This is a genomic window from Echinicola salinicaeni (genome assembly GCF_014280965.1).
Classification (GTDB): domain Bacteria; phylum Bacteroidota; class Bacteroidia; order Cytophagales; family Cyclobacteriaceae; genus Echinicola; species Echinicola salinicaeni.
This window is the reverse complement of sequence record NZ_JACODZ010000006.1, coordinates 438,807-465,129: the sequence shown is the minus strand read 5'-3', so window position 1 is coordinate 465,129 and position 26,323 is coordinate 438,807. Positions and strand designations below refer to the sequence as shown.

Here is a 26,323-nt window from a genome sequence, read left to right as displayed (position 1 = left end):
CTACTCACTTAATTATTTATCTGTGATTCTGGCCCAAGCCCTTTCATGGAAATAATACAACACCATTTTGCTTACGACCTCAATAGAACCAATGGACAATGCAGTCTTAATCTGACCAGTGATCAAGTAAGAAATAACGATCGTGTCCATCGTTCCTACCAGTCTCCAGGAAATGGACTTTAGTACACTCTTAACGTTACTGTCTTTACCCTTATCATCCACAAACCATTTTTTGATAGGCTGATCAAAAATCATAGGTTTCATAATTTGTTGAAGCACAAAAGTATATAAAACCTATAAAAAAAGTAGGGTTTGTAGGTATTTTTTTTTATTCCTTATCCAGAATATCAGATAATGTCTTGTTTTCCAATATGTTAAGAGTCTCGTCACGCACCTGAATCATCACTTGATTTAAGCCACACTTTTCTTGATCTTTACACTCCTCACAAGCTTCATAATAATTTAAACTCACACAGGGCAATAAGGCGATAGGACCGTCCAATAACCTTATAATTCTTGACAATGGAATGTCTTTGGGTTCTTTGATCAAATAGTAACCACCCCCCTTTCCTTTTTTGCTTCCCAGAAAGCCTGCCTTTTTTAATTCCAACAGGATATTCTCAAGAAACTTATGAGAAATACCATGCTCCGCAGCAATATCTTGAATCAACACAGAGCCATCATCTTTGTGCTTTCCAAGGTAAGTAAGTGCATGGAAAGCATATTTGGTTTTTTTGGATAACATCTTACAAAAATATAATAATTCCTTAAACCACCCCATTTGTGAGATTTTTTTAATAAATCCCTTCTTAAAGCCTATTTAAAAGGATATAACAGAGCGTGCTTATTTTACAATTTGACCATTTAACAAATAAAAAGCAAAAGCTCCCCAAAACAGTTTGGAGAGCTTTTAACCTATTTATATAAAACATGAATTAAATCATGTCCACGCTTCTTTTTACGAATTCAGTCAAATCCTTACCTGAAAGCATTCCCTGTGAAAGCTTCGCCAAATCAAAGGCCTGCTTGGCCAGCTTGGTTTGCTCTTCTTCTCCGTCAGCTTTAAGGATCCTGTCAATGATCTTGTGGTTGCCATTGATAGCCACCTTATAATTATCAGGCATTGCACCATAGAAACCCATTCCACCTCCTGTTTGGGCCATATCTTTCATTCTTCGCATAAATTCCTCCATGGTTATGGTCACTGGCAGTTCCTCAGGGCTCAATCCTTCAACTTCCACGGTATAAGCCTTATTATCTATGGCCTTTTCAAATACCTCCTTCACTTGCTTGCTTTGTTCTTCAGTAAGTACATGGGTGGTATCCTCTTCTTTCTTGATCAGCTTATCTACCACATCGGCATCTACTCGCTTCAAAGAAGTTTTCTCCAGTTTTTGCTCAAGCTGGTTGATGAAATGACTGTCTATTGGTGTATCCATCACCAACACATCATAGCCCTTATTATTGGCGGACTGAATAAAGGCATCCTGCTTTTCAGCATCGGTGCTATAAAGGAAAATCGCCTGGCCGTCTTTGTCCGTTTGGGCTTCTTTCACTTTCTCTTTATATTCTTCAACAGTAAAATACTCGCCATTAGTATTGCTCAATAATGCAAAGTCTTTTCCTTTGTCGTAGAACTTGTCCTCACTGATCATTCCATACTTGACAAACAAGCCAATATCGCTCCACTTGGACTCATAGGCCGTTCTGTCTTTCTTAAACAACTCACCAAGCTTATCAGCCACTTTTTTAGTGATATAGCTGTTGATCTTCTTCACATTACTATCCGCCTGCAAGAAGCTTCTGGAAACATTCAATGGGATATCAGGAGAGTCAATCACCCCGTGCAATAGCATCAAAAATTCAGGAACAATATCCTTTACCTCATCCGTAATGAACACTTGACGTGAGAATAATTTGATCTTGTTTTTCTGTAGTTCAAACTCATTCTTCACCTTAGGGAAATACAATACTCCCGTTAGGTTGAAAGGATAATCTACGTTCAAGTGAATCCAGAATAGAGGATCCTCACTCATCGGGTAAAGCTCCTTATAAAAGGCCAGGTAATCTTCGTCCTTTAACTCACTTGGAGATTTGGTCCAGATAGGCTCCGTGGTATTGATGATATTATCCACCTCCACAGATTTGTATTTAGGCTTACCTTCTTCATCTGTTCCATCTTCAACATTCTCTGTCTTGGTCTCAAACTTGATCGGAACTGGTAAGAATTTACAATACTTGTCAAGAATCTCCTGAAGCTTCCATTTGTCCAAAAACTCTTCTGATTCTTCGTTGATATGAAGGGTGATTTCGGTTCCTCTTTCTGTTCTGTCTCCTGCAGAGATCTCAAACGAAGTACTGCCATCACATGTCCATTTGGCAGGCTCAGCACCCTCTTGGTAAGACAAGGAATGGATGTCCACCCTATTGGCTACCATAAATGCAGAGTAGAAACCTAAACCAAATTTCCCAATTATTTCATTGGCGTCTTTGGCATCTTTAAATTTCTCCACAAACTCAGTAGCACCAGAAAAAGCGATTTGGTTAATGTACTTTTTGATCTCCTCGGCCGTCATACCAAGCCCTTTATCAGCAATGGTAATCGTCTTTTTCTCCTTATCGAAACTTACCTCCACCGTGATGTCTCCAAGCTCTCCAGAATACTGGCCTAGCTGTGCCAATCTTTTGATTTTTTGGGTAGCATCAACTGAGTTGGATACTAGTTCTCTTAAGAAAATTTCATTGTCAGAATAAAGAAACTTTTTGATGATTGGAAATATATTCTCGGTATGAATCGAGATGGTACCTTTTTCCTGCATAGCTTATATTGTTTTTATTTATTTTCAAGATTTCATTTCCCACATTACAAGTGCCGTTCCAAATGTTTTTTTCCGCCAAAATGACAGCTCGCTTGTAAATTACATCGTATAAATCAGGATAATACCCCAAGAGAACCAGGAAACTTCTTTGTATTTAAACAGTTTTTTACTATATTTCAAAAACGTTTTATTGTTTTTCATTTACATTTTAATCTATACGAAAGCAATAAACATTAGTCGTTTTAACTTATTCAACTTTTCCAATCTAAGTCAACTCTATATCGGAAAACCTATGTCAACTTTTACATTATGAAAATTGTAATCGTCAGCGAATGTAAGGCCAGGGAAATGGTGGCAGTGGAAAAAATCCTGCAGTATTTTCCTAACTCGATAATTGTAAAGCCTATCTATCCGAAAAATAAGAAAAACATAAAATCACTTCCCAAACGGATATTTGAAAAAGGTCAATATAAAATCTTAAAAAGGATGGTATTGGAACACAATACCAAATTGCATATTATCGACAATATCCCTATTAATGCGAATAAGATAAATAGTCAGGAAGGGATACAGCTTTTTAAAGATTTGGCCCCTGATTTATTAATCACCTGCAGAGCACCGATATTAGCATCAGAAATCATCAAAATCCCCAGTATTGCTGCAATAAACCTTCATTATGGCATTGCTCCCAAATACCGTGGTAATGACACCCTTTTCTGGGCCTTGTTCAACCATGATTATGAAAACCTGGGCGGATGTATCCACCATATAGATTGTGGCGTGGATACGGGTAATATATTGGCTGAAGTCTACCCCCCTTTACATTCTACAGATACTGAATTAAGTATTGGAATCAAGACATCCCAACTGCTGGGCATAGCCATGGTCAACTATATCAAGGCCCAAGAAAAAAGTCAATGCCCCATATTGGGAAAACCTCAAAAACAAAAAGGGAAAAATTACCATTATTCAGAACGTACATTTTCAAAAAGTGTAAAGCTTCTACTGAGATCAAAAAGGTATTTGCCCGCAATCCCTGAAAGGCCCCAAAAGATGATTACCTATTTCAAAAAAGAGACCGTCAATATCTTTGCCTAAGGAAAACGGACGCTTAAACCAGGATGAATAATATCATCAACAACTTTTTAATTAGCAAAGAAAGCTATCAAAAAATTAGAATCGCTAGACCTCTAATAAGTGTTATTTATTTTATTAAATTGTAGTAAACATAAACCCAAGATAACATGGCTTTCTATCATCGACTGGGAAAAATCCCTCCAAAACGTCACACACAGTTTAGACAGGCCGATGGCAGCTTATACAAAGAAGAGTTGGTCAGCTCAAAAGGCTTTTCTGGCATATACTCTACCCTCTACCATATTTATAACCCCAATGAGGTGCGTGAAATACATAGGCCAAAACCTTATCATTGGGAAATCGCCAAAGACTATGGCCTTCGACAAACCCATCTTAATACCTCTGATGTAAAAACCACTGGAACAGACTATTTACATAGTCGAAGGATACTCCTAAAAAACAAAGATGTGATGATGGGGATCTGCGTGCCAGATAGCCATAAAATGGATTACTATTTTAAAAATGCCGATGGAGACGAACTTGTTTTTGTCCATGAAGGCAGCGGACAATTAATTTCCCAATTTGGAAAAATAGATGTAGAGGCAGGCGATTATATTGTCATTCCAAGAACCACCATTTATCGCTTCAAATGGAAAAAAGGCCCTATCAAACTGCTTATCATCGAATCAGCAAGCCCTATAGAAACGGTCAAGCGCTACCGAAACGAACTTGGCCAACTTCTGGAACATTCCCCGTATTGTGAAAGAGATATCAAAGTTCCTGACAAGTTGGTTTTGGAGAAGGAAAAAGGAGAATACTTAGTGCAAATCAAAAAACACGGGCAATTACATCCATATTCCTATATCCATAGCCCCTTCGATATTGTAGGATGGGACGGATATTTATATCCCTATGCCCTCTCCATAAAGAATTTTGAACCTATTACAGGGCGGATTCATCAACCACCGCCAGTACACCAAACTTTTCAGGCAGCAGGATTTGTCATTTGCTCTTTTGTGCCCAGGTTGTTTGATTATCATCCATTGTCCATTCCGGCTCCTTACAATCACTCCAATATAGATTCGGATGAAGTGCTCTATTATGTAGACGGAGAGTTTATGAGTCGCAAAGGAATCGACCGGGGCTCTTTTACTATTCATACAGGTGGCCTGCCGCATGGTCCACATCCCGGAATGGTAGAAAAAAGTATTGGGGCTACTAAGACAGAAGAGACTGCTGTGATGCTGGATACATTCAACCCATTATATTTGACACAGGATGCACTGAGGTATGTGGACAAAAATTATCCAATGAGCTGGACTGAATAGTTTTCCATCAATTCTGGCCAGGCTATGAATAATAAGATTGGACAATACCCCTTTATCCTGCGCTTATTTCTGTATCTTTGCAGCTTAAAATCAACCAATATCTCATGAGGCTTCATTCCAACACCGTTTACGGGGTAGTCAATGCCATCGATCAAATATTCAACGAACAACAATATGCCGATAAGGTCATCGAGAGAACCTTGAAATCCAATCCAAAATGGGGATCAAGGGATCGTGGGTTTATCGCGGAATCATCCTATGAAATGGTCCGTTGGTGGCGCTTGATCAATGAAGTCAGTCCGACAGATGACCTTTTCCATTTATTTGCTACTTACTGGCTGATGCAAGGCAATGAATTACCTCCTTGGAGGGAATTTGAAGGGGTCGATGCGATTAAAATCAAGGAGCGCTATGAGTCTATAGACAGTCGGGCCATTTTACAATCCATTCCGGACTGGATGGATGAAATGGGTGAAGAACTTTTGGGTGAAAAATGGGACCGGGAAATCGACGCACTTAATGAGCAGGCCCAAGTGGTCATCAGGGTGAACAGCCTCAAAACAAGTAAAGAGGACCTGATGAACCGTTTGAAGGAGGATGGCGTGGAGACCTTTGCTCCTAAAGGCTATAAGGACGCTTTGGTATTGGCCAAAAGACAAAATATCTTCAGAAACCCTGCATTCAAAGAAGGCCTTTTTGAGGTGCAGGATGCTTCTTCTCAGCTGGTAGCTGCTGCGCTGGATGTACAGCCAGGCATGAGAGTCATAGATGCTTGTGCTGGTGCAGGAGGCAAATCGCTTCACTTAGCCACTTTGATGGAAAACAAAGGTCGTATCCTTTCCATGGATGTCGAAGAATGGAAATTGAAAAACACAAAGCTAAGAGCCAGAAGAAATGGTATCAGCATCATTGAAACCAAAACCATAGAGGGGAGCAAAACCATCAAGCGCTTAAATGAATCAGCAGATAGGTTATTATTGGATGTGCCGTGTTCTGGAATGGGCGTATTAAGAAGAAACCCAGATACCAAATGGAAAATTTCTGAAGCATCCATTGGCAATGTCCAAAAAATCCAACAGGAAATCCTGCAAGGATACTGCAATATGGTCAAGCCTGGTGGGATGATGATCTATGCTACCTGCAGCATTTTCCCTTCAGAAAACCAAATGCAAGTGGAGCAATTTCTGCAAAGTGAAAAAGGAAAGCACTTTGAACTCCTTGAAGATCAAAAAGTTCTTGCTCACGAAAGCGGATTCGATGGATTTTATATAGCCAAACTACAACGAAAGTAAATTTGGCATCGCAGGGAAAATATACTATTTGAGAGTGATTTCCCTGCGGTTTACCTTTATCTCTTATTTTTTGGTTTCCAAAGATTATTCCTTGAAGGCGTAATTTATTCACGAAATATTAAATTATTTTTTAGCTATCATTGATTCACATTCAAAATTGTTTGTATCTTTGACGGGCAAATAGGGTTCCTTAACCAAATTTGCCATGAATCTAAACACCGATAAATTCCTCTTCGAAGCACTCACCTATGATGACGTGCTTTTGGTTCCCGGATACTCAGAAGTATTGCCGCGAGACACCAACACCTCCACTCAACTTACTAAAAAAATCAGGTTAAACATTCCTTTGGTTTCAGCAGCCATGGATACCGTTACCGAAGCTGAATTGGCTATTGCCATCGCTTTGGAAGGAGGACTTGGTTTTATCCACAAAAACATGACCATTGAGCAGCAAGCCGCTCAAGTCAGAAGGGTAAAACGTTCTCAAAGCGGTATGATCTTGGATCCTATCACCTTACAGGTGGATGCCATTGTCAAGGATGCTGAAGGTATTATGAGAGAATATCATATTGGTGGTATTCCAGTAGTGGACAAAGACAGAAATCTTAAGGGAATTATCACCAACAGGGACTTGAGATTCATCAAAGATCAACAAAAACCTGTTAAGGAGATCATGACCTCCGACAATCTTATTACTGCTAAAGCAGGGATCACCCTGGAACAAGCAGAAGAGATTCTTCAAGAATATAAAATCGAAAAACTTCCAATCATCGACGAGGACAATAAACTTACAGGCTTGATCACCTATAAGGATATCCTCAAAAGAAAAGATAAGCCAAACGCTTGTAAAGATGAGTATGGCCGTCTAAGAGTGGGAGCTGCTGTTGGGGTGACTGCAGATATTGTGGATCGTGTACAGGCCCTTAAAGATGCTGGAGTGGACGTGGTTTCCATTGACACTGCTCATGGCCACTCTAAAGGAGTTATCGACACTTGTAGAAAAATTAAAGAGACCTTCCCTGATCTGGAAGTTATCGTTGGAAATATCGCTATGCCTGAAGCAGCAAAAGCCCTTGCCGATGCAGGTGCTGATGCAGTAAAAGTAGGTGTAGGACCAGGAAGTATCTGTACTACCAGGGTTATTGCTGGTGTAGGGGTTCCCCAACTATCTGCCGTATTCGAATGCGCCAAGGCGCTTGAAGGAACAGGAGTACCTGTAATTGCAGATGGTGGTATCCGCTATTCTGGTGACTTGGTGAAAGCAGTAGCTGCTGGAGCCAGCTCTATCATGATCGGATCATTATTGGCAGGAACTGAAGAAGCTCCGGGTGAAATGATCATTTACCAAGGAAGGAAATTCAAGACCTATAGAGGAATGGGGTCTTTGGAAGCCATGGAATCGGGATCAAAAGACCGTTATTTCCAAGATGCTGAGGACAATATCAAGAAATTGGTTCCTGAAGGGATTGTAGGAAGGGTAGCTTTCAAAGGCTTGGTAGCTGAGGTGCTTTACCAGCTGGTAGGTGGACTGCAGGCCGGTATGGGCTATTGTGGCACACAGACGGTAGAAGACTTAAAGAAAAATGGCAAATTTGTAAAAATCACTGCTGCTGGAGTTCACGAATCCCACCCGCATGATATCAGCGTAACTAGGGAAGCTCCTAACTATAGCGCAAAAGGTTAATATCCAACACATATTTATTATTTAAAATGTCATCTGCCTCCAGCGGATGACATTTTTTTTGATCATCATCTAAGCGAGACTAAAAGACGCATCAAAGTGGGCTAAGTGGAAAATTCGGGAGACCAGAATATTTTAGTTTTGATTTGCGCTGTTTATTATCCTTTAGTTTATTTACCGCAGACGGGTAAAGATGAACACAAATAAGGTTATCCATTAATGATAAATCTATGCGCATCATTTTTATGTGTCGTATCAAGGATGCGCCCTTGAGAGCTAAAAACTAGAGGCTCAGGCTCAAGCGGCATTAGGCTCTAATAATTTGAAAAAGCCAAAGTAAAGTAATAAAAAACTTTCTTTGTTTCCTGTTGTACTTTGCCTGGATAATAATCATATGGCTATATTCTTGAAAGTAATGGATGTATGTAAATGAATATTGAATTAAGCACCTAAACTATCAAGTATGTGATCATTCAATCTAAATATACAGGCACAAAAAAAGCGTAAAGGTTTCCCATTACGCTCAAATCACATCTTTCTTTTAGGCTAATCAATCCCCAAGAAGTCCACTTCGAAAACTAATACAGAATGCGCTGGAATCCTTTCAAATTCTCGGCTTTGATACGCGTATGTTGAAGGAATTAAATACACTGCTTTGGATCCACTTCTGATTCTTTTAGAGGCAATTGAAAATCCTGGTATAGCATCAGATGTACCTACAGTAAATTGTAAAGGACTATAAGTATCGCCTTCTTCATGAAGATCATTATCTTCTGCCACCGATTGAATATTGGTGTCAAAAACAGTGTCATCTATCAACTTTCCCACATAATTGACATAAACTTCATTTCCATTAATAGGACGAGAACCAACTCCTTCTTCTTGAACAATAATTACCACCCCGCTTGGATCATGGATTCTATATAGACTGTCTATTTCTGCTACCTCTAAATATTCGGCGATTTTTACACTATCGATCTTCAAATACTTCTCCGCATCATAAGTAGGCCCAACATTATAAGGGTTATTAGGTTCACATGATATCATGCCTGCAACCAGTACCGAGGCCAGTAATCCTAAAATATACTTTTTCATATTATTCTCCAGTTTCACTATCATCCTCAATATCCTTATCCACTTCTATTAGATCCAGGTCAAACATCAATACGGAATTGGCTGGGATTCTACTTCCCTGATCGACATTTCCATAACCATAGTAAGAAGGCATAATGACCCTTGCTCTATCACCTTCTTCCATTTTGGATAGTCCTAACAAGAAACCATATATATAATCGTTGTCATGTAAGTACTTAATTTCCAAAGGGACATAATCTCTATTAGAATTATAAATACGATTATCTCTGGCTATATCCTCATTAGAAGAATCAAATACGCTTTCATTCAACAACATTCCGGTATAATCCACATGCAAGGTATCACCCTCTTCTGGCTCAATCCCAGAATAAGACTTATGCTCCCACAAAACCACTATACCCGTATTCTCATCTTGATCCATCTCTACATATGGATAATCCGATGTGGAGAGATACTCATCGATTTTCTCCAGATCGCGCTGGTAGATCTCTTGTGGTGTTTCCTGTTCCTCCAAACAAGAAGTCAGCACCCCTGAGATCAGGAGTGCTGACAAGATTATTTTAATACTATTCATTGATTTATTTCTGAACATCAAGTACTTCTACGTCAAAAATCAAGATAGAGTTCGGCTTAATTACTTCACCTGCTTGTCTTGGACCATAAGCAAGGGTAGAAGGGATCAATAACTTGGCCTTGCTACCACCTTTAAGCAATTGCAAACCTTCATCCCAGCCTGGGATCACACGACCTTTTCCTACCATTACATTAAATGGCTCGTAAGGACGATTTTCGTTAAAGATCTCGTTTTCTTTGGCTACTTCTTCTACACTGGTATCGAAGATTGTTCCATCCAAAACATAACCGGTATAGTTCACAGAAACCGTATTACCTTCTTCTACAGCTTCACCATCTCCTGCTTCCTCAATGATATAGAAAAGGCCAGATTCAGTTTTTGTAGCATTAAGATCGTTCTCAGCCATATAGTCCTGGATCATTTTGATATCAGTGGCCAATTGCGCTTCAGAAGCCTCTTCTTGCTTGGCACGTTGCTTTTCTTGCACCTTGCTCATGAAATCTTCCATTTCGGATTCATCCAAGATATCAGTTACACCGATATTCAAGGTTACATTTTCATCAGGAGTCAAGAATGGAGGAGTGTTCATTTCACCAAAAATTTTAGATGCAGCAGCGGTAAACTGGATGCTGTCACCTTTTTTAAGGCCAGAAAAAATCTCGTCGATTGCTGGTCTTACTTTGGTAGTATCATACCTTTTAATGGAATCATTGTGCATCATATAAGCCGGTGCACCATTTTCAATACTAGAAAGAAAAACAGAATCTTTGGCATTTTTTGCGGTAAATTCATAGATCACAAATTGGCCGTTTTCTGGTTTCTGAGATCCTTCTTCAAGATAAGTATACTCGGTACCATCTTCTGTTGTTTTCGTCTTGTTACAAGAAACAATCCCTAAGGACAATGCCAGCACACTTGCTGACAACATCATGCTTTTAATGTTTTTCATTGACTAATTCTAGTTGATTTAACAATCTTTGTTGATTATCTTTTATTAATTTTTCAAACTTTTCTATGGTCTCCTTTAAAGACAAATCGGATTTTCCTCCGGCGGCATTTTTATGCCCACCACCATCAAAGTATTTCGCGGCAAATTGGTTGACCGCGACATCTTCAGTGGAGCGGAAAGAGATTTTCACACCATCTTTTCTTTCTGTAAACATGGCAGCTATTTTGACGCCATCCAAGGAAAGTGCGTAGTTTACCAAGCCTTCTGTATCACCGGTGCGAGAATCATATTTTTTCAAATCCCTTTTGCTGATCCAAAAATAGGCTGTATTCAATTCCGTATGAATCACTAATCTTCTACTTAAAGCAAAACCTATAAATTTAAGACGGTTTACGGAATTTGTATCATATATCAGACGGGAAATTTTTGCATTATCTGCACCAAGGCCTATGAGCTCAGCAGTCACACAGTGCACATGCTTGGTCGTATTGGGGTGGCGGAAACCGCCGGTATCGGTCATGATTCCCGAATAAAGACAATCTGCAATATCACTATCGATCAAGTCTTTTTCTCCCATCTTGACGATCAGGTCATATACCAGCTCACAAGTAGCCGCGGCTTCAGTACTCCAGTACCTAAAGTCTGCGAAATCTTCCGGATCCAAATGGTGGTCGATATTGACCTTGACCGCTTTAGAATCTCTGACCAATTCACCCAGTTCATGGATTCTTTTCAGACATGAAAAATCCAGGCAAATGATCATATCTGCAACGGCCACTTTTTCAGTTATCTCCTCCTGATGATCCTTGTCCTCATAGTTCAATACTTCATCATTACCTTTCATCCAATATAAAAAGGACGGATAATCCGATGGAGTAATCACGGTTACCTCATGATTTTTTTTCTTGAGATAATTACCCATACCCAACGAAGAACCTAATGCATCTGCATCGGGCTTATGATGGGTGGTGATTACAATTTTCTTGGGCGAGGACAGTAGTTTTTTAAATGACTCTAACTCTAGCATCTACATTATTTTAGTAGCACTTTCAACACTACACAAGATGCAAAGGTCATTATAATTTTTTAAAATTCCCAATTTACACAAACCCCTAAAATAGAGGAACATAAGGTGATTTTCCGTTCATATATTCTATCTTTCCGTTAAAAACACTATTTTTGCAGCGGAAAATAAACCTTATACTATCAATTAATCAAAGATGGCAAATAATAGAACATTCACCATGATTAAACCTGACGCTTTTAGCGCAGGAAATGCTGGAGCGATCCTAAAAATGATCGAAGAAGCTGGATTCAAAATTGTAGCCATAAAAGCTACTCAGTTGACAGCTGAATTGGCCGGGAAATTTTATGAAGTTCACAAAGAAAGACCTTTTTATGGTGACCTATGTACCTATATGTCTTCAGGTCCTATTATCGCAGCCATCTTGGAAAAAGACAATGCAGTAGAAGATTTTAGAAAACTAATCGGTGCTACCAATCCAGCAGAAGCCGCTGAAGGTACGATCAGAAAATTATTTGCCAAGTCTATAGAAGCCAATGCGGTGCACGGTTCTGACTCTGATGAAAATGCTGAAATCGAAGGAAACTTCTACTTCAACCAGTTCGAGAGAGTACTTTAATCTTTCGACAAAAAATTCAACTCCTTGGGCAAACGCTCAGGGAGTTTTTTTTTATTCACAGGCCCCTTCGGTCCAACTTTTAAGACCATTGGCAGCAGCCACACAATCATTGGAATAGGTCTTTCCATCACAACCACATACGGGCTGATAGATCTCAATACAAGCAACTGAAGGATCAACCTTTTCAGGATCAATACAATCACTTGCAAGGGTATCATCTTCATTATTGCATTGGAAGCCGAGAAGAAAAACGGCAAACACAGCAAATAGAATAGGAGTTTTCATTGTTCTTTCTTTTTAATCTCTACGAGATATAGTGCCTCTTTCGCTACATGATAACTTAAATTTCCTTATAAATCAATCTGCCTACAAATTAGTCATGCCCCATACCTTTAATCAAAGCTATTGGCAACAAAATAAAGCCATGGAGAAATTAATAAAGAAGAAAATGCGCTAACAAAGGACAACAAGGGTGGCAGCGAAGAACGCTAAGTTTTTTTTTGATCCGCTCTCTAAAATATTTTCTGTGACCTCTGCGAATCCTTGGCTGGCTTCGCGTGAACCAATTCCGCGTAAAGAACTGTAAGGGTCGAGCAAATAACACTAAACTCTGTTTTTATCTACCACTTTAAACACTCAGCGAACTCTGCACATCTTAGTGCGCTCTGCGAGAAAAGAGCTCCTTTGAAAAAGATAGCACAAAGAACGCAAATCACTTCTTTTATTAAGGGAACTAATCACTTAACTAGCTCTGAGATGATTAACGAATTCCGCGAAAAAGAAATTGAATTAACACTACTCAGCGGTTTCTTCTTTCTTCTTAAAAAACACCTGCCTGATCCACCTTGGCAAAAAGACCGCTCCCAAAAGCAAATAAGGATAATAAGAGAACATTCTCCACAGGATACTGGTAACAAAGGTGTAATTGGACAGGAATCCATAAAAGAACTGGGCAAAGAAAAACTCTGCCGTACCGCTACTGCCAGGAGTAGGGGATACCATCATAACGATCCACATGATAATCTGTCTGGCAAATACAATAATATGTTCATTAAAGCTGATGTCTACATATGCAGTAATCAGGGCATTGAGCATCAGGTATCTGGAACACCAAATAAAAATAGTTGCTAAGGAAATGGTCAGCCAATAGTTGGCCTTTTTACCTTGCAGCTCCTTGCTGGACTCAATTATCTGATCCCCGTATTCACTGGCATTATGTTTCCATTTTCTGATCCACCTGATACTAAATATCTTCAGTAAAATCCATTTAAACACCCTTGGTCTATAAAACAAGGCCGCCGCCATGACTAATGAATACAAGGCGTAAAGAAAATAGCTGACCCAAAAGATATAACTTAAACTATTGTCCAGTCTTAATTCCAGTACTTTACTATCGGGGAATATATATCCTTGTGCGAAATACAGGACAATTGGCGCACCAATAACGAAAAATAAGTTGTCCAAGATTGCTGTAACCATTACATAGGCAATAGCTTTCCCTAGCTTGATCCCTTCCTTATGCAAAATAAAAACAGCCACTGCAGTACCACCTACGATAGAAGGGGTGACAGCAGAAGCAAATTCCCATAATATAATTACATATATAGCCCTTACCCATGTAAGCTTCTTATCGGTAATTTCCCTAATACGAAAAACATATCCGGCATCTCGCATAAAAATCACCAAAAAAGCGACGAAAAGTGAAAATAAGGAAGCATCAAAAACACTGCTCAAATTCTCTTTGGTTATCGAAGGATCCAAATAAAACATCAGGAACACAATACCTATCCCGATCAAAATTGGAATCCAAACCTTATTTGGGTTTAGTGTTTTGAAAATTTCTTTATTATCTAATCTCATAAATGCTAAGCCTGAACTCCCTCTGTTTTCTCCACCCAAAAATTATTAAATCCTTCTCCCAGCTTAATGGTCACGAGCGATAACTGCAATAATTCAAGTATCGCCAGAAAAGTATAAATCACAAATATCTTATCAGGCTTGTATTCTATAAATTCAGAAAATGCCACATGTTTTTTAAAACTGATTTTGTCCAAGACAAAGTTTTTCTGTTGGTCGATAGTGTAGGGATATTGGACCACAGTGTGTTTTGTTTCATCAGTTCTGGCCGAGTACTTTGCCATTACCCTTTGGAAAACCTTAAGGATTTTATACAAATCTATATCCTGCACTTCACTCTCCACATCATCTACCTTACTCAATTCTTTAAGCTCGGCAGCGATATTTCCCCTTTTCTCCTTGCTCATCCTTTCTGCCTCCATATCTGAAAGCTCACTGATCACCGACTTGTACTTTTTGTACTCCAATAAATGGCGGATCAGTTCTTCTCTTGGATCGATCTCTTCGCCATTTTCGTCCAATTCAGGTCTTGGGATCAGTAATTTACTTTTGATCTTCATCAAAGTAGCTGCTACCAATATGAATTCACTGGCCACTTCGATTTCCATTTTCTCCAAATGTTGCAGGTAATCCAGGAAATCATGGGTGATTTTTGAAATGGGAATATCATAGATATCCAGCTCATCGCGCTCGATAAAGAACAGCAATAAATCGAAGGGTCCCTCAAAAAGCGGTAATTTGATCTCGAAACTCACTGGATAGTATTAAATTTCTCTTAATTTTGCGATCGAATTGATTATCAAAGATATTACATAAATACAAAAATCTATACGAGACGGTTCAAAATCCGCAAGATTTATTTCAAGAGGAAAGATTGGCTAAATTTTAGCTATATTGAAACAATTGAACCTTAGTCTCAGTTATCATTGCCAAACGGTATCAATCTGCCATGTTAATAGAACCAGGGAAACTTCTTGCTCAAATCAACTCCCCGGATGAATTGAAAAAATTCAGCAGGGATCAACTCGTACAAATTTGCGAGGAGTTGCGCCAATACATCATTGACTCTGTTTCCGTCTATGGCGGCCACTTTGGCGCGAGCTTGGGCGTGGTTGAATTAACCGTTGCCTTGCATTATGTATTAAACACCCCTTCAGACCAACTGGTTTGGGATGTGGGCCATCAAGCTTATGGACACAAAATCCTTACAGGTAGAAGGGGGGAATTCCATACCAACAGGCTATATAAGGGAATCTCAGGGTTTCCTAAAAGAAAAGAGAGCGAATACGACAGTTTTGGTGTAGGCCATTCCAGCACCTCTATCTCTGCCGCCTTGGGAATGGCCATGGCCTCCAAGTACAAGGGAGATGATTTAAAACAGCATGTAGCCGTAATAGGTGATGGATCCATGACAGGGGGAATGGCCTTTGAAGCCATGAACCATGCGGGTATCTCAGACACCAATATGATCATTATCCTTAATGATAATTGCATGTCTATCGACCCTAATGTCGGTGCACTTCGGGATTATCTGACGGATATTACTACCTCTCAAACTTATAATAGGTTTAAAGACGATCTATGGAGGATCTTGGGCAAATTCAGCAAGTTTGGTTCCAGTGCCCAAGAAATTATCTCTAAGGTAGAAGGTGCAGTCAAATCTGCCCTGCTCAAACAAAGTAATCTTTTTGAATCGTTAAACCTTCGCTATTTCGGCCCAGTGGATGGCCATGATGTCAACCATTTGGTAGAAGTGCTTAATGATCTCAAAAAAATACCAGGGCCTAAAATCCTTCATTGCCTGACGGTAAAAGGGAAAGGTTATGACCTGGCAGAAAAAGATCAAACCAAATGGCATGCTCCTGGAAAGTTTGACAAAATCACCGGTGAGATTTCCAAAAAAATATACGATACCCCGCAGCCACCTAAATACCAAGATGTATTTGGACACACTTTAGTAGAATTGGCTGAAGAGGATGATAAAATCATGGGTATTACCCCAGCAATGCCTTCAGGATCATCTATGAATATCATGATGAAGGCCATGCCGGACAGGGCTTTTGATGTAGGTATTGCCGAGCAACATGCAGTAACTTTCTCTGCAGGCCTGGCCACCCAAGGCCTAAAGCCCTTCTGTAATATTTACAGTACTTTCATGCAGCGTGCCTATGATCAGGTGGTCCATGATGTCTGCTTACAAAATCTTCCAGTAGTTTTCTGCTTGGACAGAGCCGGATTTGCAGGTGCAGATGGCCCTACTCACCATGGTGCCTACGATATCGCCTATTTCCGTTGTATCCCTAATTTGGTCATAAGTGCCCCAATGAATGAGGAAGAGCTAAGGAACATGATGTTTTCAGCTTCCAAATATGAAGGACCTTATTCCATTAGATATCCTCGTGGACAAGGTGTAATGCCTGATTGGAGAAAACCAATGAGAGAGATTCCTACGGGACAAGGACGTATAATCAGGGAAGGAGAGGATGTGGCCATTTTGACCATTGGACATATAGGTAATTACGCTGTTGAGGCTTGTGAAAAGCTGGAAAAGGACGGCTTAAACCCTGCTCACTATGATATGCGCTTTGTGAAACCACTGGATGAATCTTTGCTTCATGAAGTCTTTGGCAGATTCAAAAAGGTAATTACTGTAGAAGACGGCTGTCTCATGGGAGGATTTGGAAGTGCAGTACTGGAATGGATGATGGACCATGACTATCAGGCCCAAGTAAAAAGACTAGGGATTCCTGATGCGGTCATTGAACATGGTACGCAACTAGAACTCCATAGAGAATGCGGTTTCGATCCAGAAGGAATAACCCAAGCAGTAAAAAAGTTAGCTGATCCCATATCAGTGGAAAAATAAAAATTCTAGGGCCCTCATCAGGGCTCTTTTTTTTTATGAGAGATTTAGAGAAAGGCATTATTAAACTTGAGCTAGTTTTTAATCTGTATATCCACTATTACACCAGTAAACTTGTTTCTCACAGCCTGTCCAGATTTATCGAGAGATTCCACAGATCTACCTGGCGGAAGATAGATTCGCACGGAATAAAATATCGTTTCTTTGGACTTTTGTATTCTTACTGAAAGAATATTTTATTTACAAAAAGCTACTGGTGTCTTTGCGGATATACAGATTAAATTTTTACTAGTCCATACAAATGAAATTGATCGATAATTTTCACCTCTTTTTACTTCAAATCCATAGGTCTTCTTTCTTGCTTAGCTTATGTGTTCTAAATATTTTATTCTGTTTTTTAATATCAATATTATTTTCAGAAATAGGAGAGAGTGATGTGGCTAAAATCAATTATTTGGAGGAAGAATCATTGACGAATATTTTTCTTTTTACTGTCATTATAGCCCCATTTTTGGAAACCTTTCTTTTTCAATTTCTCATCATCGAAACGGTGCTGTTTATATTCAATAAATTTCGGATTAGCCACAGCATTTATTTTGCAATTGCCATTTCTTCTCTCGCTTTTGGCTTATCTCATTCTTATAATTTATATTATGTACTGTTTACGCTTTTGGCAGGAGTATTATATGCTTCTTTTTATTTATTGGCTAAGAAAAGACATGATCTCAATGGGTATCTTACAGTAGTGCTGATACATGCATGCACTAATTTCTTTGGGTTCATTCTTATGGATGTACTAAAACTTAATCTTTAAACCTAGATAGTAAACCGCTCATTTTTTTTTGTAAGGAAGTCAGCAAACAAATCAATTATTTTTATGATCAGACTATAGGGACCTACGACAACACAATGAATTGGAAAACGATTCTTATTCTATATTTGATATTAATGGTGTATAATCATTTTATAGTAGATTCCATTGCTTATTATTTTGAAGTAACGGGGGAAACGCCTGATTTTCAAAGTTCAGATTGGGAAGATTTGCTAGGACTCTTAATAATAGCTCCCTTCTTAGAAGAACTTATCTTTAGGGCGTATTTAAGTGGATATGTCAAGCACTATTTGTTTATTGTTATTCCGATAATAATTTCCTCATTGCTTAATTTTTCATGGATTATCTGGATCATTCTTTTTTCTGGAGCCTTGATCACCTTGTTTTATATGGAAAGTATTAATGGTAAAGATGGAAGCAAGATTTCAAAAAAATTACTTTATCTATCCATATTGTTTATATCCGTCCTTTTTGCCTTCAGTCACTTAAAAACCATAGAAGGGGATTCAGATTTAAACCGATATTTGGTTGTACTGATGGCTTTTGTTCCAGGAGGTATATTTTTATCTTGTATCAGACTTGAAAAAGGGCTTTGGACTGCCATGCTTTTTCATAGCCTAATAAACTTTACTGTTTTGAGTTTGAATTCAATACTTTAATCAAATTTTTCATAAAATTAGAATTTCTATTTGCATATTATGAATTTCACTTTTTCCCATAAGAAATTAACTGATGGGAAATTATATTTAATCTATTTGGGGATTTTTGTAGTGTTATTACTATTCGAGTTCTTTGTGGTTGACCGGGCGGCAAGTTTTTTTGAGGTAGCTGGAAATGATCAAACTTTTGAAACTTTAAGTTATTCTGGGGTTTTAAGCGCATTGATGATTGCTCCGGCAATAGAAGAGCTTTTCTTTAGAGGTTATCTAAATGGATTAAGAAAGCATTATTGGTTAATTACTCCTCAGGTTTTATTGGGCATAATTATATTGCCCGAATGGACGATTGAAATATCAATAGGTTTTCTGTTTTTACTATGCCTTATATTAACTGATAGATATCGTGTGGATGATCAGGTAAGGATATCAAAACTTCTGTTTTATGTTTCAATGCTTTTTAGTTCGGTTTTATTTTCTTTATTCCATTTGAGTAAAGTCAACCACCATTCAGGATATATTAGTTTTTTATTTGTAATGGTAGCAATGCTTCCTGTAGCTGTATATTTTTCATATATTCGATATAATTCAGGATTAACATCAGCAATAATCACTCATATGTTGTATAACGCAACGGCTTTAACCATAAATACTTTTATCTATAGTTCCTAAGATTAGCCCACCAAATAATACCAGCCAACCAAGCTGCCGAAGGAAAGTGGGATGCCTATACCTACCAGCAATGAAGCCAGTTTGGTGTTGAGATCATGGTTGATGGCGATGATGGAGCCGGTAATCATAGGTGCCATAGCGGTTTCCATTACGCTAACCTTATAAAGGATGCCGTCGGTAGGCAATAATAATTGATAGACAAAGAATATCAGGCAGGGGATCAGCAATAATTTATAGCCCAGCCCGTACCATAGTGGCCTTAGGGAAAGGGTCTCGGCGTTGATTTTTACCTGAAGGCCTACGGAAATCAGGGCCAATGGGGTCAAGGTAGCTGCAAATGCCTGTAGGATCTCATGCATGGTTCCGGAGAACTCCCAATGGAAAATATTCATACCCAAGGCAATCAAGAAAAAGATAAAAGGGGGGAAGGTCAGGATTTTTTTGGTGACATCCCTTTTACGTTTCTTTTCATGCCCATAGATGGAGGCTACGATGATGGCAATGCTGCTGACAATGATAAATGAACCCGCTTGGTCTACCAAAAGGGCAATTTTCAATCCTTCTCCCCCATACAATGCTTCGATGATCGGAAAACCTATAAAGGAGGTATTGGCCAATCCTGGAACGATGATCAAGCAGCCAGTAGTGGTTTTGCTCCAACCCAACTTTTTTCCCAAACTCCCGAAGAGCAGCCAGGATATTCCAAAGCTGATCCAAGCGGTGAGCACTGGAAGCAAAAGGCTTAAAGACAGCTCTGTGTCAGGAATATGCAGTAATGCCAATGCCGGCAATACAATATAAATCAAATAGGTATTGAGTGTCTTGGGTGCGTCTTTGGGCAATTCCTTGAGTTGCTGTAATAATATGCCAATGATTAAGCAGAGAATGACAAGAATGATATTGGTCATAAATTAAAAATTATAGCAGTTTTTCAGAATTATTAACAGAAATATAACCTGTTATTATTCAATGTTTTATTTATCTGTATTTTATTTGAAATAATAAAAAGAACAAGATGATGACCAAAGTAGTACCGATGCTGATCGGAGACCAACGTATTATTCAATTATCCCAATTGTCCATAGATCAGGAAAATGACCTGAGAAGCTTTTTACCAAAGAACACTGTAAAGAAAATCAATTTTCAGGGAATCGAACTCACAGATTGTATAGATTTTGAAACCTATGAATACTGGCTGAATATCATACAACTGCACCAAGATAGCACATACAGTATTTGGGATTTATAAATTAAAGCATCCCGAAATTTTTTCTTTTCTGAGTAAAATACTCCTCCAACTGTGGGTATACATTGCTTTTTGCTTCAGGAATTCCTGCAAGTGTAAGATTCATATCCCCTTTTACACTATTGTCCACCACCTCTAAGGTCTCTATGAGGAAAATCAATTCCTGCAGGGTCAAGGGTTTTTTGGATTTTTCTGGACTGAGATCAAATTCATTACCGTAAAAATCCACTACCTCATAATAGATTTTGCCATCCAAAGGCGCCGCATAAATACTCATTTCCTCTCCCCACTGGCTTTCTGGGTAAGAAAGCTTGGCCAGCAAGGCTGAAGGGCCTGTGCCATCGAAATAGCTCTTAGGGGCAAATTCAAAATCAATCATAGCAATCTCTTGTTGAACCCAAAGTTAGGATAAATGCAAAGTTTATTCAAACTGACCTATGTGTTAATACGCCCCTTTGATTTTATTTAACTATTGTGTTTTTATTTCTATTCCTTAGATGAAAAGAAATAAGATATTCAACAGTATATAATTGACTGGCCTTTGGAGGCCCGGTATTGTGGAAGTTGAGGTGAGTTTTAAGAAAATGAGTTAGCTCGTGCATTGCGGGGACGAGCGTAAAGAAAACAGGCAGTGACTGATTTTAACGAGTAACAAACCTACAGGAAAGGCAGTCTCGTTTACAAGGTCTTATCTCTAACCATAGAGCTCGTACCGACTAGACCTATTTATTGTTAGAAATATACAAAACTTAGATAAAAGCACCATTTCAGACATACATAAAACTCTATTTGTCAGTAGACAAGGCCGATATTCCTTTTGAAAAAAGGCGAATATAAAGTGCCATTTTAAAGGTCGCAAAAATCATAATTACTTCATCTTTGGGCTTTTTTAAAATAAATAAGCATCTGCTTGAATAAAGGCAAAATCAAAATTTCGGAAAAAGTATTTTTTTTGCATTAATAATTTATGTAGAAGCAATTTCTCAATCAATTGGATAATACATTGTTTCGAACTAATTTTGGGCAGCCAAAAATATATCCGTTATTTCCGGCTTAACCATAGGGGATGACGGGAAAGCCCCAATTTATTTTGGACAGAAAAATACTGTAAAAATAAGCGCATACTCATGAAAAGAGACCAGGTAATATTTGACCTAATCCAAAAAGAAGAAGATCGTCAGAAAAGAGGTATTGAATTGATCGCCTCAGAGAACTTCACCAGCAAGCAGGTGATGGAAGCTGCCGGTAGTGTATTGACCAATAAATATGCTGAAGGACTTCCAAAGAAGCGTTACTACGGAGGTTGTGAAGTAGTGGATGATATTGAGCAAATTGCCATCGACCGTGCCAAGGAGCTTTTCGGTGCTACTTGGGCCAATGTTCAGCCTCACTCAGGAGCACAGGCCAATGCAGCCGTATTCTTGGCTTGCTTGAACCCAGGTGATAGCATTCTAGGCTTTGATCTTTCTCATGGTGGTCACCTTACCCATGGCTCTCCAGTTAACTTTTCGGGCAAAAATTATAAGCCTAACTTTTATGGTGTAGAAGAAGAGACCGGCGTGATCGATATGGACAAAGTAGCTGAAAAAGCTAGAGAAGTTCAGCCAAAATTGATCATTTGTGGTGCTTCTGCTTATAGCCGTGATTGGGATTATGCTCGATTCAGGGAGATTGCAGATGAGGTTGGCGCTTTATTACTAGCGGATATCTCTCACCCTGCTGGTTTGATCGCTAGAGGACTATTGAATGATCCATTGGAGCATTGCCATATTGTGACGACCACTACGCACAAGACCCTTAGGGGTACTAGAGGGGGATTGATCATGATGCGTGAAGATTTCGACAACCCATTTGGATTGAAGAACCCTAAAGGTCAATTGAGAAAAATGACCCAATTATTGGATTCTGCTGTATTCCCTGGCATGCAAGGTGGACCTTTGGAACACATCATCGCTGCAAAAGCGATTGCTTTCCAAGAGGCCCTTTCTGACGAATACATGGAGTATGTTCTTCAAGTAAAGAAAAATGCTTCCGTGATGGCTGATGCCTTCGTGAAAAAAGGATATAAGTTGATTTCTGGGGGTACAGACAATCACTTGATGTTGATCGACCTTAGAAACAAGGATCTTTCCGGTAAAATCGCTGAAGAGACTTTAGGCAAGGTGGACATCACCATCAATAAAAACATGGTACCTTTCGATACTCGTTCTCCATTTGTAACATCAGGAATGCGTATAGGTACGGCTGCCATTACCACCAGAGGCCTGAAAGAAAATGAAATGGTTAAGATTGTTGACCTGATCGATAAGGCTTTGATGAACCATGAAGATGAATCAGCCCTTGCTGAAATCAAGAAAGAAGTGAATGATTGGATGGTTCAGTTTCCATTGTACTAAGAAAAGTTAAAATTAAGTGGCATTAGATCAATACAGGGAAGAAGAGGAAGAAGAAGGAATGTCGTTTTTGGATCATTTGGAGCAATTGCGTTGGCATTTGGTCCGATCCATAGCTGCAGTACTGATATTTTCCGTGCTGGCTTTCCTTTCCAAAAGCATCGTATTCGGGCAAATTATATTAGGCCCTTCTAAAGTAGATTTCTTTACTTATAGAATGCTGTGCAAGCTGTCGGAGTCCTTAGGTATTTCGGCATTGTGCATAGACGAGCTTCCTTTTATATTGCAAAGCCGTCAGATGACCGGCCAGTTTTCCATGCACATGACATCCAGTTTGGTCGTGGGATTGATCGTCTCATTCCCATATGTATTCTGGGAAGTATGGCGTTTTATAAGTCCTGGGCTTTATGACAAGGAAAGAAAGGCTGCCCGTGGAGCTGTTTTCTTCGTAAGTTTGTTGTTCTTTATGGGAGCGGCTTTTGGGTACTATATCTTGTCCCCATTATCCATTAATTTCCTGTCCAATTATCGACTGGACCCTTCCATTGCCAATGAATTTGACATCACCTCTTATATCTCTACCTTGATCATGTTGGTCTTGGCTTCAGCGGTGATGTTCCAACTTCCTGTGGTGATTTATTTCCTATCCATGTCAGGTTTGGTTAGTTCAGCCATGCTGAAATCCTACAGAAGACATGCGGTGGTTATGATCTTGGTGCTTTCAGCCATTATTACTCCTCCTGATGTGATTAGCCAGTTGCTCATTGCGATGCCAATCCTCGTATTGTATGAAACAGGGATTATGATAGCCAAGCGTCTGGAAAAGAGAAGAAGAGAGGAAGAAGAATTAATAGAAAACGATTAATATTAGTATCATGTCCAAAAAAATAGCAATTGGTGGAGATCATGCCGGCTTCGATTATAAGCAGAAGTTGGTGCAGTATTTGAAAGAGGCAGGATTAGAAGTAAAGGACTTTGGTCCATTTACGGATGCTTCTGTGGATTATCCGGACTATGTACATCCTTTGTGTGATGCAATTGAAGGTGGTGAATTTGAGAAAGGAATAGTCGTGTGTGGAAGCGGAAATGGTGTCGCCATTACTGCCAATAAGCATCAAGGTATCCGTGCAGCCATTTGCTGGAATAAGGACCTTGCTGAGCTTTCCAGACAGCACAATGATGCCAATGTTATCTCTATCCCTGCTAGGTTTGTGCCTTATGAATTGGCGCAGGACATGGTTGAGACCTTCTTAAACACTGATTTTGAAGGAGGGAGACATGCCAATAGAGTAAATAAAATAGCTTGTCAGTAAATAAATTAGATAGGGCTATTTCAGTGGCCTGATCTAAACAAAAAGGCTTGGCAGATTTCTCTGTCAAGCCTTTTTTTGGAGTTTATACTTTTCTATTTGAAGGTATATTTCAATCCTATTCCCCCTCTCAAATAATTCTCTAAATGATTGCCGAAAATTGGACTAGCTTCGAGCAAGAAACCAAAGTTCCTGACAGAAGGGAAAGGTTTTATCAATACACCCAAAGGTATACCCAGATAAAAATGATTATGGCCATGATGATGGTCATCATGGTAGTGATGACCATCTACGCCCAAATGAAAGCCACTGTAGAAATTGACCTCCTGCTTTTGGACAAAATTATACCCAAAAGTACCTTCAATATCCAAATCATGTCCGACACCTAACCTGGCTTCTCCAAACATTTTCTTGTCTGGATCACTACCGACGGCCAAATAAGTATTGGAGCTGAGCTGGTAAATACCTGCACTGATTTGGGCTATACTCTTGTGTTGTAAAAATAGAAAAGCAGTTAATGATAATAACAAAAACTTCTTCATGATAATAAATAGTTGGTTTAGTTTTCAACACTTCAGTTGCAAACTCTTTGCCAAAATTCCTAGAAGAAGAATAGCGCGACGCTAAATTCAATTTTAGCCCTTTTCTATATTAGGCTGCTGAGTAATCTTTTCTTTCAAAAATACTTTTACCATTTCAAGCGCTTTTTCAAAATTATCATTATTGGGGATGATCAGGTCTGCATCATGCTTAAAAGGCGCTATATATTTCTCATAGGTAGGCATGACATGCTTTTCGTATCGATAAAGTACATCGTCAAGATCACATCCTCTTTCTACTTTGTCCCGCACGATCCTCCTTTTGAGTTTGATATAGTCTTTGGCATCAATGAATAATTTCAAGTCCAGTAAATCAGCCAATTCTGGAGAATACAGGACAAAAATCCCCTCCACTACCACCACAGGAGCTGGGTTAAACTCCAACATTTTGGGTATGACATTAGGCTTATTGAAGGTATATTCTTGCCGAAACACTTTTTCTCCTGTTTGGATTTTTATGATATCTGAAGCGTAAGCTTCAAAGTCAAATGAATGGGGTGTGTCGTAGTTTTCAATTCCCTGATCGTCCAAGGGTTGCTGATGAATTGGCTTATAATAGTTGTCCTGGGAGATAAGGCAAATCTCGTCTGGATCAAAAGCGTGAAGCAGCTTATTGAGAAATAAGGTCTTACCAGAAGCACTACCTCCTGTGATGCCAACTATATACGGTTTTCTCATATTCTTAAATTACCAAATACCTTGTAATCATTTTAAGCTGTCCAAAAAATCAATAAGTTTCCTGACAGCCTTTCCCCGGTGGCTGATGGCATTTTTCTCTTGCATACTTAGCTCAGCAAAAGTTTGGTCATGGTTTTCGGGTCTAAAAACAGGATCATAGCCAAATCCCCCCTCACCGGATCTGCTGTTAGTAATCTCTCCTTTTGCTATGCCTTCAAAGCTATATTCCTTTCCATCCAAAATCAGGGCAATAACGGTTCTGAACTGGGCATTCCTGTCGGATTGGTCCGCCATGTTTTCCAAGAGCAAATCAACATTCCGCTCATCACTTCTTGGCTCACCAGCATATCTTCCAGAATAAACTCCTGGGGCACCATTCAAAGCCTGTACCTCTAAGCCTGTATCATCTGCAAAACAGCTGACCTGATAGTTTTCAAAAACATGACGGGCTTTTTGAAAAGCGTTGAAGTCGAGCGTATCTCCCGTTTCAGGCAATTCCTCGTAACAACCTATTTCCTTTAGAGAAACAATTGTAAAATCATTTCCCAAGGCGGCTTTAACCTCTTCTATTTTTTTGGGATTGTTGGTAGCAAAGCAGATTTTCATAATCCAAAAATAATGATTTTTTCCTGCTCCAAAAGAAGCATGTTGCGCAAAGGTACGCCTATAATTAAAACTTAGTACCCAATTAATATTAAGGCTTTGCGAAAAGGGTTAAAATTCCTGTAATTAGGGTAATCGTTTTACCCATTAGGTGAT

At 39.1% G+C, this 26,323-nt stretch carries 28 protein-coding genes; 13 read left to right on the top strand and 15 right to left on the bottom strand.

What is annotated here, in order from left to right:
* Window positions 1-12 precede the first annotated feature (12 nt).
* The 3 genes from H7U17_RS14235 to htpG form a co-directional block, all read right to left on the bottom strand.
* Complete coding sequence (locus H7U17_RS14235) at window positions 13-255, bottom strand: DUF2061 domain-containing protein (RefSeq protein WP_186757431.1); 243 nt, start codon at window positions 253-255, stop codon at window positions 13-15.
* A gap of 73 nt (window positions 256-328) precedes the next feature.
* The gene (locus H7U17_RS14230) at window positions 329-745 is read right to left on the bottom strand and encodes an RrF2 family transcriptional regulator (RefSeq protein WP_186757399.1); all 417 of its coding nucleotides are present in this window, start codon (window positions 743-745) and stop codon (window positions 329-331) included.
* Window positions 746-935: 190 nt separating this feature from the next.
* Entirely contained in the window at window positions 936-2,819 is a 1,884-nt protein-coding gene (gene htpG, locus H7U17_RS14225) for a molecular chaperone HtpG (RefSeq protein ID WP_186757398.1), read from the bottom strand.
* A gap of 309 nt (window positions 2,820-3,128) precedes the next feature.
* On the opposite strand from htpG, the gene H7U17_RS14220 reads away from it, so the two are divergent.
* The 4 genes from H7U17_RS14220 (at window position 3,129) to guaB (ending at window position 8,200) form a co-directional block, all read left to right on the top strand.
* Entirely contained in the window at window positions 3,129-3,917 is a 789-nt protein-coding gene (locus H7U17_RS14220; RefSeq protein ID WP_186757397.1) for a formyl transferase, read from the top strand.
* Between the two features lie 146 nt (window positions 3,918-4,063).
* Complete coding sequence (locus tag H7U17_RS14215) at window positions 4,064-5,224, top strand: homogentisate 1,2-dioxygenase (protein ID WP_186757396.1); 1,161 nt, start codon at window positions 4,064-4,066, stop codon at window positions 5,222-5,224.
* A 104-nt stretch (window positions 5,225-5,328) separates the two neighbouring features.
* Window positions 5,329-6,516 carry an RsmB/NOP family class I SAM-dependent RNA methyltransferase gene (locus tag H7U17_RS14210; protein ID WP_186757395.1) on the top strand — a complete coding sequence of 396 codons (1,188 nt, stop codon included), beginning with the start codon at window positions 5,329-5,331 and terminating at the stop codon, window positions 6,514-6,516.
* Between the two features lie 205 nt (window positions 6,517-6,721).
* Window positions 6,722-8,200: an IMP dehydrogenase gene (gene guaB / locus H7U17_RS14205; RefSeq protein WP_186757394.1), complete on the top strand. Its 1,479-nt coding sequence runs from the start codon at window positions 6,722-6,724 to the stop codon at window positions 8,198-8,200.
* A gap of 543 nt (window positions 8,201-8,743) precedes the next feature.
* Here guaB and H7U17_RS14200 read toward each other — a convergent pair.
* Genes H7U17_RS14200 through H7U17_RS14185 form a run of 4 tightly spaced genes read right to left on the bottom strand, consistent with a single transcriptional unit; the run spans window position 8,744 to window position 11,842 of the window.
* Complete coding sequence (locus H7U17_RS14200) at window positions 8,744-9,292, bottom strand: FKBP-type peptidyl-prolyl cis-trans isomerase (protein ID WP_186757393.1); 549 nt, start codon at window positions 9,290-9,292, stop codon at window positions 8,744-8,746.
* Window position 9,293: 1 nt separating this feature from the next.
* Window positions 9,294-9,866 carry an FKBP-type peptidyl-prolyl cis-trans isomerase gene (locus tag H7U17_RS14195; protein ID WP_186757392.1) on the bottom strand — a complete coding sequence of 191 codons (573 nt, stop codon included), beginning with the start codon at window positions 9,864-9,866 and terminating at the stop codon, window positions 9,294-9,296.
* A 4-nt stretch (window positions 9,867-9,870) separates the two neighbouring features.
* Complete coding sequence (locus tag H7U17_RS14190) at window positions 9,871-10,815, bottom strand: FKBP-type peptidyl-prolyl cis-trans isomerase (protein WP_186757391.1); 945 nt, start codon at window positions 10,813-10,815, stop codon at window positions 9,871-9,873.
* Entirely contained in the window at window positions 10,802-11,842 is a 1,041-nt protein-coding gene (locus tag H7U17_RS14185; protein ID WP_186757390.1) for a DHH family phosphoesterase, read from the bottom strand. Before H7U17_RS14185 ends, H7U17_RS14190 begins: the two co-directional genes overlap by 14 nt.
* 193 nt (window positions 11,843-12,035) lie before the next feature.
* Between H7U17_RS14185 and H7U17_RS14180 the strand changes: the two genes are divergently transcribed.
* Complete coding sequence (locus H7U17_RS14180; protein ID WP_186757389.1) at window positions 12,036-12,458, top strand: nucleoside-diphosphate kinase; 423 nt, start codon at window positions 12,036-12,038, stop codon at window positions 12,456-12,458.
* Between the two features lie 51 nt (window positions 12,459-12,509).
* Here H7U17_RS14180 and H7U17_RS14175 read toward each other — a convergent pair whose 3' ends face one another.
* The 3 genes from H7U17_RS14175 to H7U17_RS14165 form a co-directional block, all read right to left on the bottom strand.
* Window positions 12,510-12,743, bottom strand: coding sequence for a Kazal-type serine protease inhibitor family protein (locus H7U17_RS14175; protein ID WP_186757388.1), 234 nt, complete (start codon window positions 12,741-12,743; stop codon window positions 12,510-12,512).
* A 510-nt stretch (window positions 12,744-13,253) separates the two neighbouring features.
* Window positions 13,254-14,318, bottom strand: a complete 1,065-nt coding sequence (locus H7U17_RS14170) for a lysylphosphatidylglycerol synthase transmembrane domain-containing protein (RefSeq protein WP_186757387.1) — start codon at window positions 14,316-14,318, stop codon at window positions 13,254-13,256.
* Between the two features lie 5 nt (window positions 14,319-14,323).
* Window positions 14,324-15,070, bottom strand: a complete 747-nt coding sequence (locus H7U17_RS14165) for a segregation and condensation protein A (protein WP_186757386.1) — start codon at window positions 15,068-15,070, stop codon at window positions 14,324-14,326.
* Window positions 15,071-15,264: 194 nt separating this feature from the next.
* Here H7U17_RS14165 and dxs point away from each other — a divergent pair, with 194 nt between their 5' ends.
* The 4 genes from dxs to H7U17_RS14145 all read left to right on the top strand — a co-directional run bounded on the left by dxs (window position 15,265) and on the right by H7U17_RS14145 (window position 19,338).
* Window positions 15,265-17,181 carry a 1-deoxy-D-xylulose-5-phosphate synthase gene (gene dxs, locus H7U17_RS14160; protein WP_186757385.1) on the top strand — a complete coding sequence of 639 codons (1,917 nt, stop codon included), beginning with the start codon at window positions 15,265-15,267 and terminating at the stop codon, window positions 17,179-17,181.
* Window positions 17,182-17,479: 298 nt separating this feature from the next.
* Window positions 17,480-17,992 carry a CPBP family intramembrane glutamic endopeptidase gene (locus tag H7U17_RS20810; RefSeq protein ID WP_394353722.1) on the top strand — a complete coding sequence of 171 codons (513 nt, stop codon included), beginning with the start codon at window positions 17,480-17,482 and terminating at the stop codon, window positions 17,990-17,992.
* Window positions 17,993-18,087: 95 nt separating this feature from the next.
* The gene (locus H7U17_RS14150; protein ID WP_186757383.1) at window positions 18,088-18,669 is read left to right on the top strand and encodes a CPBP family glutamic-type intramembrane protease; all 582 of its coding nucleotides are present in this window, start codon (window positions 18,088-18,090) and stop codon (window positions 18,667-18,669) included.
* Between the two features lie 39 nt (window positions 18,670-18,708).
* On the top strand, window positions 18,709-19,338 hold the full coding sequence (locus H7U17_RS14145; RefSeq protein ID WP_186757382.1) for a CPBP family glutamic-type intramembrane protease: 630 nt from the start codon (window positions 18,709-18,711) through the stop codon (window positions 19,336-19,338).
* Window positions 19,339-19,340: 2 nt separating this feature from the next.
* Here H7U17_RS14145 and H7U17_RS14140 read toward each other — a convergent pair whose 3' ends face one another.
* Complete coding sequence (locus H7U17_RS14140) at window positions 19,341-20,246, bottom strand: AEC family transporter (protein WP_186757381.1); 906 nt, start codon at window positions 20,244-20,246, stop codon at window positions 19,341-19,343.
* A gap of 107 nt (window positions 20,247-20,353) precedes the next feature.
* Here H7U17_RS14140 and H7U17_RS14135 point away from each other — a divergent pair, with 107 nt between their 5' ends.
* Window positions 20,354-20,587, top strand: coding sequence for a hypothetical protein (locus H7U17_RS14135; RefSeq protein ID WP_317172744.1), 234 nt, complete (start codon window positions 20,354-20,356; stop codon window positions 20,585-20,587).
* Window position 20,588: 1 nt separating this feature from the next.
* Here the strand turns inward: H7U17_RS14135 and H7U17_RS14130 are convergent, their stop codons facing one another.
* Window positions 20,589-20,963, bottom strand: a complete 375-nt coding sequence (locus H7U17_RS14130) for a UDP-glucuronosyltransferase (protein WP_186757380.1) — start codon at window positions 20,961-20,963, stop codon at window positions 20,589-20,591.
* A gap of 748 nt (window positions 20,964-21,711) precedes the next feature.
* Here H7U17_RS14130 and H7U17_RS14125 point away from each other — a divergent pair.
* From H7U17_RS14125 to rpiB, 3 genes are read left to right on the top strand one after another with little or no spacing between them, the layout of a single operon-like run.
* Complete coding sequence (locus H7U17_RS14125) at window positions 21,712-22,980, top strand: serine hydroxymethyltransferase (protein ID WP_186757379.1); 1,269 nt, start codon at window positions 21,712-21,714, stop codon at window positions 22,978-22,980.
* A 16-nt stretch (window positions 22,981-22,996) separates the two neighbouring features.
* On the top strand, window positions 22,997-23,842 hold the full coding sequence (gene tatC / locus H7U17_RS14120) for a twin-arginine translocase subunit TatC (RefSeq protein ID WP_186757378.1): 846 nt from the start codon (window positions 22,997-22,999) through the stop codon (window positions 23,840-23,842).
* A gap of 10 nt (window positions 23,843-23,852) precedes the next feature.
* Entirely contained in the window at window positions 23,853-24,290 is a 438-nt protein-coding gene (gene rpiB, locus H7U17_RS14115) for a ribose 5-phosphate isomerase B (RefSeq protein ID WP_186757377.1), read from the top strand.
* A gap of 92 nt (window positions 24,291-24,382) precedes the next feature.
* On the opposite strand, the gene H7U17_RS14110 is transcribed toward rpiB, so the two are convergent.
* The 3 genes from H7U17_RS14110 to H7U17_RS14100 form a co-directional block, all read right to left on the bottom strand.
* Window positions 24,383-24,829, bottom strand: a complete 447-nt coding sequence (locus tag H7U17_RS14110; protein ID WP_186757376.1) for an outer membrane insertion C- signal — start codon at window positions 24,827-24,829, stop codon at window positions 24,383-24,385.
* Window positions 24,830-24,922: 93 nt separating this feature from the next.
* The gene (udk, locus tag H7U17_RS14105; protein WP_186757375.1) at window positions 24,923-25,564 is read right to left on the bottom strand and encodes a uridine kinase; all 642 of its coding nucleotides are present in this window, start codon (window positions 25,562-25,564) and stop codon (window positions 24,923-24,925) included.
* Between the two features lie 27 nt (window positions 25,565-25,591).
* Window positions 25,592-26,170: a non-canonical purine NTP diphosphatase gene (locus H7U17_RS14100; protein WP_186757374.1), complete on the bottom strand. Its 579-nt coding sequence runs from the start codon at window positions 26,168-26,170 to the stop codon at window positions 25,592-25,594.
* Window positions 26,171-26,323 lie beyond the last annotated feature (153 nt).